We start from the raw sequence: 13,174 nt of genomic DNA on the forward strand, positions 1-13,174 counted from the left end.
TTTCTATAAGAATCAATATTTATACGTGATATTTACCTAAGCATATTATTTATACCGTATTTTGTTTTAATTCACGATCAAAAAATTCAACTGTACGTTGCCAAACCACCTTTGCTTCAGGTAAACCACGACTGACACTGCGGAATCCGTGTGGCATGTTATAGGTATAGGCTTCAACCCGATCACCCAGTTGCTGAATCAGTTTGTTGCGCTTGGTTGTTGGACAGAATGGATCAACATTTGACCAATGCCCCTGCAAAATGCGAATGTCATCCAGAGATTCTTTTTTCGGTACACCTGCACCTTGAATTCCCAGTGAATGATGATAAACCACAGGTGCTAACATATCTTCGCGCTTTGCCATTTGAATGACGTAACCCCCTGTTAAACATTGACCTGACATACCCAAGCGACCATTTGAACGTGGATCAGCTTTTAACGCATCAAGTAACACATGCATTTCTTTATTCATATCGCTATCGGCAGCATTGATTCGCCCAGCCTTACTGACCATTGCCCGAATACAATACTTGACTGCACCACCACTAAATAAATTGGGTACATAAACCAGATAGCCACGATTTGCCAAGTCCTGCGCATCTTCCCGATACACATCCAGTATGCCAAACAACTCATGCAGCAATAGGATTGCAGGGACTTTTTCTGACGTCTGTGCAGGTGCATACACTTCAACTTCGATTTTACGTGTCGGTAATGTAATTGTTTTTATTTCCATTTCAGCTATCCATTTTTTTAAATCGCTTTTATATTATTTTTGACAATATTAATTGTCAAATAAAAAAGGGCATCAATAGATGCCCCAGCTAAGATTAGAGTAAATTTTTAAAATTTCAGTATACCATTGGCAGTTAATATTTTCGTTGGATCAGCTTGTTGAGAAAGTTTTACATCTTTAAATGTTAATGTACGGTTTGCTGTGTCCAAACTTAATCCAGGGCATACCGAAGTTTCCGAAGCATATGTTCCACATTGATACCAAGTCATTGAACCTAGTACAAATGAGATATAAGTAGCAGTCGCATTAGCTTTGGTAATCGTTATACCATCCTCTAGTGGTGGATTTGCTTTATGGGCGAACTGTACATTTACAGTTTGATTAGATGCGTTAAACTGCCCAACTCTTGGTGTCGCCCATACAGTTGAGTTATGTTCGAATATCAATGGCGAAGCTAATCCAGTAATGGTGATACAACCCCATTGATTGGTACTATTTGCACAGCTTGTAGCAGGTGTCGGTGTAGTCTGCTGACTGTTATCTAAATACATCAACAAACTATTATTTTTAACTGTTAGATCTTGCGTTGTCCCACTGACTGCTTTTAATACAGTATTATTAAAATAGAAGCTTTTTGCAGGTTTTGAATTGATCTGTCCATCTTTTACGGTTACACCATTACATGCAGGATTTGTTCCCACACCACATGCCCAAGCATAACTATTATTTTCAACAGCAACACTTTTCACAACTGAATTTTCAACCGTGATTTTTACATTTTCTTTTTTATCAGCATTAAAAAATGTATAAATATCAGGTGATGTAATTGCAACTGAACTTGCCTTACTAAAGCTACAGAAATCATTCGGGGCATTCTTAAAGCCAAGCTTATCATCCGCACCATTTGACTCGCAAAGTTGTGGAGAGGCTGTGGTTTTTTCACCATAAAAACCTGTAAAATCTGCACTTTCCGCAGAATATTTACCTGCATTGTCTTTAAATAGTGTCACATATCCCTTGTCAGTAATTACATAATAATTTGTACCATTTTGCTGAACGTTTGCACCGCAAACTTCTGCAATGGTTGCAGTTGTGCCTTTTGCAATAACTTTTCCTGTCGCTGCATTCAGATTCAAGACCACTGTACCTTTATCACTGTAATCACCGCTATAGCTCGTCAAATCACTGAGTTTGCCTACAGGTAGTTTCTTGCTGGCACAGGTTTCTGTTACTGGAGCAGGAGTTACAGGAACGAGATCAGGAACTGCTGCCACATCTCCTGCTTTTACTTTCTCAATCAGGGCAGCGTAGTCTTTAATTGTTGCTTGATTGGCAGCCAATGACGCTGCAAAGGCATCCAGAGCCTTATCAAATGCATCATCAATTGCAAATTTAGTTGTTAATAGGTCAAAGTTTTCTGGTAATACATAACCATCTGCTTTAAGTTGCTTGGTTAAATTATCTACCGCAGTTTTAAGTGTGGTTTCTAAAATCGGTTGATAGGTTTTAAACCAGTCACTTGGCGTTTGTGAGCTTGCCAAAGCCAGAGCAAGATCAGTGAATGGTGTAATATTGACATTACCCGCTTTTGTAGCATAACCATGCAAGGTTTGGGTATCTGATGCTTTCACTTCCAATGCACAAGGTAGTTTAGTGCTATCCACCTGGCCTGACCATTCCCCCTGTTCATTGGTTTTAACCTCATTTTTAAACCCAGTGCCATCTTTACAACTCGCTGTGACACTGGCATTTTTAATCGCTGCCCCAACAGCTGCTGTTCCAGCTAAATTACTGTAGGTTGTGGTCGGTGTTGGTGATGTATTACTGTGCTGATCATCGTCATCATGACATGCTGTCAGTAACACACTGGCAGCAATACAAGCACTCAATAAACTTTTTTTTAACATACGAACCCCATTCGTTATTTCATCCCTTTCGTGATGACAGTAACGTTTTTAGGGTTTTCTGTGTATCCCCAGTTCAGGGGGGGATAGCCTAAAATCTATTTTGACTTCAAAAACTTGCTTACAATGTGAATATTCAATCAGTTGTGATACTTCTTCATACACGCTAAGGTATAGGCTGTAATTTATATCATCATGAGTTATTGCCATGTCACCTCATCATGCCTACCCACTTTCGGTCAGTGAACAGGATTATCTTGATGGCGAAGTCTATGCAATAGCTGGGGCAAAAGCGGCACATAATCATATTGTCAGTAATGTATTCAGCCTTTCATATGCATTTCAAAGGAAAATCTTGCAGTTTTATGATGTCAGATATGAAAGTCAAAATTGACGACTGTTATTTCTATCCTGATGTACTGGTTGATTGTTCAGATTTAGCAGATGACAGTGTTTTTACAGAAACTCCGACCATTATTGTTGAGGTATTGTCTAAATCCACGCGCCAGATTGACCGTGTGATCAAACGTGAAAAGTATCTACAGATTCCGACCCTACAGGAATATATCCTGATTGAACAGGGTATTGCCGAGATTTAAGTGGTATGTCGTAGTCAAAACTGGCAATCTCATTTCTACTATTTGGGAGATCACATTACACTGAACTCAATTGGTTTAAGCATTTCAGTTGAAGATATTTATGACCGTGTCAAAAATGAAGATGTCGTGACATGGTTAGAGAAGAAAGCCTTAGCAGAACAAAACCTCTCAAATTAAACCATATTGCTGTGCTAGCAGTGCCGCTTCAGCACGGGATGAAATATGCAGTTTTTGATAAATTGTCTTGATATAGCCATTTATGGTATGGCCAGATAATTTTAATTCGTAGGCGATTTCAGCGACCTGATGTCCTTTTGCAATATAGACAAGCACCTGTTTTTCCCGATTTGTTAAAGTCAGTGACTGTATGGCCTGTTGCTTTTGTTGATTGAGCTGTTCATGTGTTTTGACATAATTGAGTAGTTTCTGCGTCATGCTTGGGGAAAAGGCATGGATTCCAGCAATCAGGTTTTTCAAATGCTGCTGAAATACAGTTGGTTCAAGGTCTTTCAGCAAGTACCCTTTTGCACCATGACAAATGGCCTCAAACAGATACTGATCATCTTCAAAAATCGTCACCACCACACTCAGGGTATTGGTAGAATGTTGTGCCAGCCAGTCAATCACCTCTGTTCCCTTTCCATCAGGCAAGGAAAGGTCAATCAAGGCCAGATCATAATGTTGTGACAATAGTGACTGCTTTGCCTCCTTGACACTATAAACCTGCTGGATACGAATGCCTGCAAAGGTCTCAAGCAACATCTGTTTGATCCATGCATTGACTTCCAGTATATCTTCTAAAATCAATGCCGTTCGAATCATCTTTATACCCATTTATATATTTACATCCATTACTTTTTTGCCACAGTCACTATAATGGAAAAATCAACTCTATCCTTGAACCTTTTGCCTCTGGCAGACTTTGGAAATGCAGCGTTGCCGAAAGTTCAGTTGCACGTTCCCTCAGGTTTTTAAGCCCATTCCCCTCAGACTGCCCAGTTTGTCCATCAAAACCATTACCATCATCACAAATGACTGAAACCAGTTGTGAATCAACCAGGCTAATGTCAATGATTACTCTCTGGGCATTGGCATACTTCATTATATTACTGATGATTTCCCGAAGCATAGAAATATAATGCCTGTATTGTGCATAACTCAAGGTAATGTGCGCATTTCCAAGCTTTTGTTGCCAGTTCAGTTCTATCCCACAACTTTGCAGGCGAGTCGCAACCTCCTGCTCAAACTCCTGCAAAATCACATTTAACTCAACACCCGTACCCAACAGACCATTGACGATGGTACGCATTTCGGCAATCGCCTGACGAATGGCCTGCTTGGCTTGATCCACATCTTTCTGGTAGAGGCCTGATAATAATTTTGCCCCCAGATCATCATGTAGATCACGGGCGATACGATGTCTTTCCTCACGCACACCATTGTCATAGGCAACACGGCTTTCCACAGCCTGAGCTAAAAACGGCAATAGATTCTGAATCAGTTGCTGGTCATATTCACTAAACAAACGGCGACCTTGCTGCGGATAGCTGAGACGCATTGCTGCCAGCCCTGCCACCTGTGGGATATACAGCACCAGTCCATTGTCTTCAATTTGGCTGTGAGTTTCTTGTTCGCCTATCTCAAGGTTTAATGGCTGAAACAGGTCGTTTAATAAGGCTTTCCACTGTAGCTGTCTTTCCTGTTCATTCACCGCAAAGCTGACCTGCAAGATTCGCTCAAACAGTTCGCTGTCAGATAATTTTTTACGTTGTAACAGGCGCGCCTGTAGCCAGCCACGGACAGGCAGCCAGACCAGACCACAAATCAGGATGGCCAGACTGAGTGACATAAGTGGACTGAGCACCATGACCAAAAGCGCATCCAGTAGCACCAGTAAAAAAGCCCCCAACAGATAAAACAAGATACGAAATATCCAGCTTTCCAGCTCAAATAACCTATAACGTGCCACCCCCTGTACCACTCCCACATAAATCAGCAGGAAAAACAGGAAAGCATAACCCTGCGACATGGCGGCATCTATATCCAAAAGGTTTGGCATACTCACCAGCAGAACAGGGATACCTGCACCCAGCATAAGAGACAAGCCAAACCAGCGTAAAGCAGCCTGTGCAACGGGATCATATTTTGTCTTACGATATTGCCACCAGCTCAGCAATAAAATAATGCTTAGCGCAATCAACAGTGGAACAAAGGCACCAATCGGAGGGCCAGAAAAGAATACCTTGAACATATCGCACAGCCACCAACAGAATGTACCGACAACAAACAGCAGTTGTAATCTGGGTGGAAGCAAACGGGCGGTAGGATAATTAGAAAACAGTAATACCAATACAATGCCAAACAATGCAGCACCTGTATGGTTAAGGTTGGACAGCAGCTCAAATAAGGGTGCTGGCAAGGCAAGTATCCGAGTACTATAAATGGCAGCCGAGAATGCCGCTGCCATAATGCAGCAACCAGCAATAAACAGGATCAAGGTGGTATAGCGTTTGCGGCTCATGCCCCATACCCAGCCCCCAATTAAAAAACTGCTCAGCCCCACCAAAATTTGTACCCAGAACACCATAGGCAAACTATTCACAGGTCGTCTGGGTTTTACATCCAGCACGATACTATTTCCATTGGCAAACTGCATACTGATTTGTCGTTGGCGCAGCACACCTGCCAAATAATCCTGACGAGAAAAAAACTGCTTGCTTTGCGGATAGGTTTCCAGTTGATCAGGATCCTCCATGACATCCTGCTCAACCAGTTCTATTCTGTTTCGGCCATCCGCACTGGCAATTGACTGGACGATCTGTCCCTGTTGAACACCTCTAAGCGGCATGTTGATGGTATCCACCACTATATGTTGTTTATCCAGTGCCAGTGTCAAACCAAACCAGGGTTGATAGAGTGCAGTCATCACTGCAAGCAGTGTCAGCATTATTCCAGTGAGTAGAATGCCCCACATCGCAACAAAAGGTGTTTTTATCATCTTGCCATATGCCCCACCTGTCCCATGCACACACATGGCAAGTATTTATATTGTTTAAAACAATGTATTAATTTTAGCTTGAATTCATTGACCTGACTGATTTCAACAAGTGATACCACACCTTAGACACCCCTAAAATGCTTTATTTTGATTATGCTGAACTATATGAAGCAATGTAATCTCATCCACGTCCGTTGTGTACAAAATCCATTTATATCTATTGATTCATAATGAAAAGGTCAACTCTACCCTTAAACCTTTTGCCTCTGGCAGGCTGTGGAAATGCAGCGTTGCCGAAAGTTCAGTTGCACGTTCCCTCAGGTTTTTAAGCCCATTCCCCCCAGACTGATTAGTTTCACCATCAAAACCAGTGCCATCATCACAAATGACTGAAACCAGTTGTGAATCAACCAGGCTAATGTCAATGATTACACTCTGGGCATTGGCATACTTCATTATATTACTGATGATTTCGCGAAGCATAGAAATATAATGCCTGTATTGTGCATAACTCAAGGTGATGGGTACATCTCCAAGCTTTTGTTGCCAGTTGAGTTCTATCCCACAACTTTGCAGGCGGGTCGCAACCTCATGCTCAAACTCCTGTAAGATCACATTTAACTCAACCCCTGTACCCAACAGACCATTGACGATGGTACGCATTTCAGCAATCGCCTGACGAATGGCCTGTTTGGTTTGATCCACATCTTTCTGGTAGAGACCCGATAATAATTTTGCCCCTAGGTCATCATGTAAATCACGGGCGATACGGTGTCTTTCCTCACGCACACCATTGTCATAGGCAACCCGACTCTCTACTGCCTGAGCTAAAAATGGCAATAAATTCTGAATCAACTGTTGGTCATATTCACTAAACAAACGGCGGCCTTGCTGCGGATAGCTGAGACGCATTGCTGCCAGTCCCGCAACCTGTGGGATATACAGCACCAGTCCATTGTCTTCAATCTGGCTGTGATTCGCCTGTTCACTTATTTCAAGGTTTAATGGCTGAAACAGGTCATTCAACAAGGCTTTCCACTGTAACTGGCGTTCCTGCTCATTCACCGCAAAACTGACCTGCAAGATTCGTTCAAACAGTTCACTGTCGGATAACTTTTTGCGTTGTAACAGGTGCGCCTGTAGCCAGCCACGGACAGGCAGCCAGACCAGACCACAAATCAGGATGGCCAGACTGAGTGACATAAGTGGGCTTAACATCATCACCAGAAAGGCATCCAGCAACACCAGTAAAATCGCTCCTGCCAGCCAGTACAGAATTCCGAACGCCCAACGGTCCAGACTAAATAACTGATAGCGTTTTAAGCCAATCGCAATACCAATCGTCACAAACAGGAAGAAACCGAACGAATAGCCTTGTGACATATTCAGCTGAATATCAAGTAGCTGGGTACTCTGAACCAAAAATACAAATGCGCCGCTACTGACCAGAATCCATAAAGCAAACCAGCGCAATGCCACTTTTGCCCGTGGATCATGTCTGTTTGCCCGCCATTGCCAAACCATACATAAAATTGCGCTCAGCATTTGCAGGGTAACGGGTAAATCGCCCCCCATGCTTGGTTCAGGCAAAAGAAATAAGGTATCGAGCAACCACCAACCAGAGAAAAATATCGGTATTGCCCACAACCATTGGGTTCTAATCAACTGCTTTGGGTACACCAGGAATAGACTGATTAATGCACAGCCATATAGCAATGCGCCACCCGTATTGATTGCGACAAGTACCCGAAATAATTCGGCATTTAAAGCCAGATCACGGGTGCTATAGATGGCTGCAGAAAAGGCAAATACGGGATAGGCCGCATTGAGTAAGGCAAAAACACGGGGGGCGATTTCATTGGGACGCAATGCCCAAATCCAGCAGCCCAGTAAAAATCCAACCGAACTGACAGCAAGCTGAAACCAGAACTCAAAAGGTAAACCCCGAAGCGTTCGTTTAGGCTGAATATTGACAGGATATGGCGTTGAGCTTGAATGATCGCCTGACTGCAAAAATATTTGCTGATGCTGGCTTATCAGTTGATGAACTTGGCTCTGTTTGATAAAAAATTGCTGCATCTCAGGATAGGTTGCAACAAAATGGGGGTCTTCAGTAAAGTCATTTGCGTTTAGCAGTATTCGGTTCTGCCCACCTGCTGATGAAATCGCAACTGAATTTACATCCTGTAATATCAATCGCTGCCCGTCAAATACCGAAATTTTCTGGCGTTCTTTGACTTCAAAGCGTAAATGACTACTGGGCTGATTTACCGCACAATAGATAACCGCAATAAGGGCCAACGACAATCCTAAAATGGCATAAAACAACCGATCCGCTGGTGTTTTGCGACGCAAAGCCATGTATCACCACAATATGAGTATCCTTTCTGTGAACTAATGATAATCCAGAACATATAAAAAAGGATGCTGTGACAGCATCCTTTCTGACGAAAACAATGTGTTATTCAATGTTTAGCATACTGCTCAAAGTTTCAGATACATTCTTAGATTTCACTTTCGGTTGCAACGCTTTCAATGCCTGCTGTACCTGACTGCGTTGTGGTTCAGCCAAAGTGTACCAACGTGACAGCACTTGCAATAAACGTGAACCTAAAATCGGGTTTTTCTCATCCAGATAGCCTGCCAGCTCAATAAAATGCCCCACGCCAAAACCCCATGTATTGACTGGGTTATTTGACAAACCGCCACTGACTGAACGAATACGGTTTGGCGTGCCCAAATCATAATCTACATGCTGGGTCAGATATTTTATGGTTTCCTCAGTAGCATTTGGATTGGAGGATTGAATGCTAAACCATTGATCCAGCGACAAGGCTTCATCTTTAAAACGATTATAAAAGTCATCCAAAGCATCTTGAGCCTGTGGTGCATCATTCCAGACCAGCACACGCAATGCTCCCAAACGCTCAGACATATTGCCCGTGTTTTGATACTGCGCATAAGCCAAATCAAATACCGATTCATCACCCTGACGTGCCAGCATATTTAGCATGATATTTTTAAGCGCCCGCACACCCATCGCCAAAGAGAACTCTTTTTGCATCTCTGGATCTAAAGATAGATAGGTGTCTTTCCAGAATGAACCCAACTCACGAGCCAACCGATCCAGCACTGCTTCACGTTTCTCACGAATAAGCTCAGGTTCATAATCCTGATCAATACGGCTACCCAAGTAGTTTTCGCTTGGTACATCAAACAGGCGTGAGGCAAGCAAAGGATCTTTATTGACCAATTCAGGCAAGGTATCTTTAATCGCCTGAATATAGGCATCGACCTTATGGTCTTGCAGTAAGATGCGTTCCAGCAAGGTTTGTGTGGCTTGCCACTGGTTAAAACCGTTGGTTTCATGCTGAATCAGGAAAGCAAGATCTTCATCTGAATAGTCAAACACAAGATTGACGGGCGCAGAGAAATTACGCAATAACGATGCAACAGGTTGTGTAGTCACACCTGTAAATTCAATACTCTCCTCATCCTGATCAAATAAATACACCCCATCTTTAACATCATCCACAAACAGATCAGGGCTGTGCAAGGTGTATTGCTCGCCAGTATTGGCATTGAATAATGCTAGAGCCACAGGAATTGGAACGGCTTTTAAATTTGGATATTTAGGATGTGCTTTTAGGCTTTGTTTGAAGCTAAGACGATAGGTCTGTGCAGCCGCATCATATTCACCTTTGGCTTCCAGCTTTGGTGTACCAGGCTGGTTATACCAGATCAGGAAATTAGATAAATCAACACCTGAACCTGCGCTTAATGCAGCAACCCAGTCTTCCACCGTCACCGCCTGACCATCATGACGACGGAAATATTCATCCGTTCCTTTACGGTATTTTTCCTTACCCAGTAAAGTCGCCATCATGCGGTTAATTTCCGCCCCTTTCTCATAAACCGTTGCGGTATAGAAATTATTAATTTCCACAAAATGGTCTGGGCGTGGTGGATGCGACAATGGGCCAGCATCTTCAGGAAATTGATGCGACTTCAACACCGCCACATCATCAATACGCTGGACTGCTGCCGACTGTAAATCTTCCGAAAATGACTGATCACGAAAAACGGTTAAACCCTCTTTTAAACAGAGCTGAAACCAATCCCGACAAGTAATACGGTTGCCTGTCCAGTTATGGAAATATTCATGCGCAATCACCGACTGCACCCGCATAATGGCTGCATCAGTAGTGTATTCCTCATCGGCAAGCACACATGAGGTATTGAAGATATTTAAACCTTTATTCTCCATTGCGCCCATATTGAACTGGCTCACCGCCACAATCATATAGTTGTCGAGGTCATAAGGGCGACCATAGTGTTCCTCATCCCAGCGCATTGAATGTTTTAGTGCTTCCATCGCGATATGGCATTTTGGAATATCTTTTTCAATCGCATAAATTTCCAGAGCAACATCACGCCCCTCAGACGTAGTATAGCGATCTTTCAGTACCGCTAAATCACCAATCACACAGGCAAATAAATAGCTTGGCTTTTTGGTCGGGTCTTGCCAGATGGCAAAATGGCGGTCCTCTCCTACTTCACCTGTTTCCAGCAAGTTCCCATTGGCTAACAAGACTGGATATTTTTTATCAGCCTCGACACGGGTGGTAAATTCCGCCAACACATCTGGACGGTCTGGATAGAATGTAATTTTACGGAAGCCCTCAGGCTCATTCTGGGTGACAAATAAGTCACCTGCCTTATACAAACCCTCAAGCTGGGTATTTGATTCAGGATGAATAATCACTTTGGTTTGCACAATGACCTGATCTGGTGCATCGGTGATCACCAATTGTTCACTGTCCAGTTGATATTGATCAACATTCAACAACTGTCCATTCATTTGAATGGATTGTAGCTCCAGATCACGACCCAACAATACCAGCTCACCCGCTGCCTGACGTTTCATAACCAGTGTTGAATCAACAATGGTGTGATCATCATAGACCTGAATGTCCAAATGAATCGACTCAACCAGAAAAGCGGGCTTTTGATAGTCTTTTAAATAAATGGTTTGATCTGCCTGTACAGGAGGTTGTGCCGCAATATTCATCAGTATTCCTTATCTTTAGTCATGTCTTTTAGATGGTCTTGTTGGCAAGACTCGTAATGACTTGATCATACGCCAACTGATACAACCTGTCTTTAAGACCCAGTATGAGTTTTAACAATTTTATTGGGCTGAACTCCGTCATTTTCAAATCAAATTGAGTCAATATGCTGATCATTTAGACAGAATTACAACATAGTTTTCTATTCTTAAATAAAAACTACAGAAGCAATTGCATTTCATCGCTCAACTTACATTTTTTTCCAGACTTTTACATTTTGTGCACGGTTATTGCTTAATGATATATGCCAATGTAGGTATATAAAATAACAAGCGAGGGTTACTGTTATGGAATTAAAAGCACATCTGTATCGTCTAGAAAATATTAAGGCAATCCATGATCTTGCTGCTGCGGGCATTGATCATCATGTGATTTCAGTATTCTTATCAGCGGAGGGTATTGATCTTAGCGCCCTGGAAGTTACCAATATCGTGAATACCTATGATGCGCTTGGAAAAGAAAAAGTACCAAGCAAAAAAGTGCAGGCACTGATTGCCGCGAAAAAAATCGGTCAGGAGGACGAAAATCTACCGTGCCCTGTTTAGTTTACCCAATAAAAAACCTCGAACCCATTTGGATTCGAGGTTTTGTTTTTAAATAAAATTAAGGGTTTGCACTGTCTGTACGAATCCAAACCTGAGTACGGCCCAATGCGGAAATACCTACATATCCACGCATACGTAAACGTTTACCGTCAGCACTTAAGTTCGCCTTGCCTTTATAGATTTTGCCGCTTTTTGCCTCTAACACCTTTCCGTCAACATAAGCATTTGGCTTATCGGGATCTTCCCTAAATCCAGACAAAATTTCCAAACCCAGAATTGGCTGATTGGTATATGGCGGAGGACACTTTGTACAATGGGTTAACGCAGCTCCACCAGGAACAGGATAACGATAAGCAATTTTACCGTGGTAACGACCATCAGCACCTTTCTTGATTTCTACAATTGATAGTTGCTCACCAGTTCGGTCATCAATACTTTTCCAGAAACCTTCAATTGATGCAGCAAAACCAGTCACGCTTGCAAAAGCAATAGCCAAACCCACGATTCCTTTCATGAGTACACGATTTAACATATTATCTCCATTAAAACTTAAAATAACACTTCATACTTATTAGACTTGATTTAAAATATTATTTATTAAATCCAGTCTATCTTACCCTATACCAGCAGGTTTTTTATAGTTAAATCAGCTTAAATACAACTTAATATTTAGACTCATGTTTAAGGGTTTGCACTATCTGTACGAATCCAGACCACGGTGCGGCCCAGTGCAGACACTCCCATATAACCACGCATGCGCAGGCGTTTACCCTCACCACTCACCACAGCCTTACCTTTATAAATTCGCCCAGATGTAGGTTCCAACACTCGACCATCAATATAAGCATCTGCCTTATCTGGATCTTCCCTGAATCCAGACAAAATCTCCAAACCCAGAATAGGTTTATTTGTATTAGGCGCTGGACATTTGGTACAGTTTGTAAGTGCAATGCCATGTGAGTTTGGATAGCGATAAACAATTTTTCCATGATAACGACCATCATTTCCTTTACGGATTTCAACAATTGACAGTTGTTCACCTGTACGTTCTTCAATACTTTTCCAGTAACCTTCGATAGAGGCTGCAAAAGTTGTTAGGCTTGCGCAAGCAATAGAGAATCCCACGATGCCTTTTATGAGCACACGATTTAGCATAGTAACCCCGTCATTTAAAAAGAAACACATTTATCTTTATAGAACCGATTTTATATAACTTATCACATTTTCAGCCCATGAAACTTTGACGCTCCAGTTGACTTAAAA

At 42.2% G+C, this 13,174-nt stretch carries 12 protein-coding genes; 4 read left to right on the forward strand and 8 right to left on the reverse strand.

What is annotated here, in order from left to right:
* Window positions 1–49 precede the first annotated feature (49 nt).
* Window positions 50–736 (reverse strand): dienelactone hydrolase family protein, encoded by a 687-nt coding sequence (locus tag QLH32_RS03525; RefSeq protein WP_283268110.1) that lies wholly within the window; start codon window positions 734–736, stop codon window positions 50–52.
* A gap of 107 nt (window positions 737–843) precedes the next feature.
* Entirely contained in the window at window positions 844–2,643 is a 1,800-nt protein-coding gene (locus QLH32_RS03530) for a hypothetical protein (RefSeq protein ID WP_283268111.1), read from the reverse strand.
* Window positions 2,644–2,848: 205 nt separating this feature from the next.
* Between QLH32_RS03530 and QLH32_RS03535 the strand changes: the two genes are divergently transcribed.
* The 3 genes from QLH32_RS03535 to QLH32_RS03545 are packed head-to-tail and all read left to right on the forward strand — an operon-like array spanning window position 2,849 to window position 3,416.
* Entirely contained in the window at window positions 2,849–3,034 is a 186-nt protein-coding gene (locus tag QLH32_RS03535; RefSeq protein WP_283269387.1) for a hypothetical protein, read from the forward strand.
* Window positions 3,006–3,239 carry a Uma2 family endonuclease gene (locus QLH32_RS03540; RefSeq protein ID WP_349307081.1) on the forward strand — a complete coding sequence of 78 codons (234 nt, stop codon included), beginning with the start codon at window positions 3,006–3,008 and terminating at the stop codon, window positions 3,237–3,239. The genes QLH32_RS03535 and QLH32_RS03540 overlap by 29 nt, the downstream gene beginning before the upstream one ends.
* The gene (locus QLH32_RS03545) at window positions 3,240–3,416 is read left to right on the forward strand and encodes a hypothetical protein (RefSeq protein ID WP_283268114.1); all 177 of its coding nucleotides are present in this window, start codon (window positions 3,240–3,242) and stop codon (window positions 3,414–3,416) included.
* Here QLH32_RS03545 and QLH32_RS03550 read toward each other — a convergent pair.
* From QLH32_RS03550 to pepN, 4 genes are all read right to left on the reverse strand, one after another.
* Entirely contained in the window at window positions 3,408–4,061 is a 654-nt protein-coding gene (locus QLH32_RS03550) for a response regulator transcription factor (RefSeq protein ID WP_283268115.1), read from the reverse strand. The genes QLH32_RS03545 and QLH32_RS03550 overlap by 9 nt on opposite strands.
* 49 nt (window positions 4,062–4,110) lie before the next feature.
* Window positions 4,111–6,237, reverse strand: coding sequence for a sensor histidine kinase (locus QLH32_RS03555; protein ID WP_283268116.1), 2,127 nt, complete (start codon window positions 6,235–6,237; stop codon window positions 4,111–4,113).
* 225 nt (window positions 6,238–6,462) lie between these two features.
* Complete coding sequence (locus QLH32_RS03560) at window positions 6,463–8,598, reverse strand: sensor histidine kinase (RefSeq protein WP_283268117.1); 2,136 nt, start codon at window positions 8,596–8,598, stop codon at window positions 6,463–6,465.
* Between the two features lie 100 nt (window positions 8,599–8,698).
* Window positions 8,699–11,308: an aminopeptidase N gene (pepN, locus tag QLH32_RS03565; protein ID WP_283268118.1), complete on the reverse strand. Its 2,610-nt coding sequence runs from the start codon at window positions 11,306–11,308 to the stop codon at window positions 8,699–8,701.
* Between the two features lie 345 nt (window positions 11,309–11,653).
* Between pepN and QLH32_RS03570 the strand changes: the two genes are divergently transcribed.
* On the forward strand, window positions 11,654–11,911 hold the full coding sequence (locus QLH32_RS03570) for a hypothetical protein (RefSeq protein WP_267979763.1): 258 nt from the start codon (window positions 11,654–11,656) through the stop codon (window positions 11,909–11,911).
* Window positions 11,912–11,969: 58 nt separating this feature from the next.
* Here the strand turns inward: QLH32_RS03570 and QLH32_RS03575 are convergent, their stop codons facing one another.
* Window positions 11,970–12,443, reverse strand: a complete 474-nt coding sequence (locus QLH32_RS03575; protein WP_283268119.1) for a DUF2147 domain-containing protein — start codon at window positions 12,441–12,443, stop codon at window positions 11,970–11,972.
* A gap of 149 nt (window positions 12,444–12,592) precedes the next feature.
* Window positions 12,593–13,066 (reverse strand): DUF2147 domain-containing protein, encoded by a 474-nt coding sequence (locus QLH32_RS03580; protein ID WP_283268120.1) that lies wholly within the window; start codon window positions 13,064–13,066, stop codon window positions 12,593–12,595.
* Window positions 13,067–13,174: the final 108 nt, after the last annotated feature.

Source organism: Acinetobacter corruptisaponis (genome assembly GCF_030053775.1).
GTDB lineage: Bacteria > Pseudomonadota > Gammaproteobacteria > Pseudomonadales > Moraxellaceae > Acinetobacter > Acinetobacter corruptisaponis.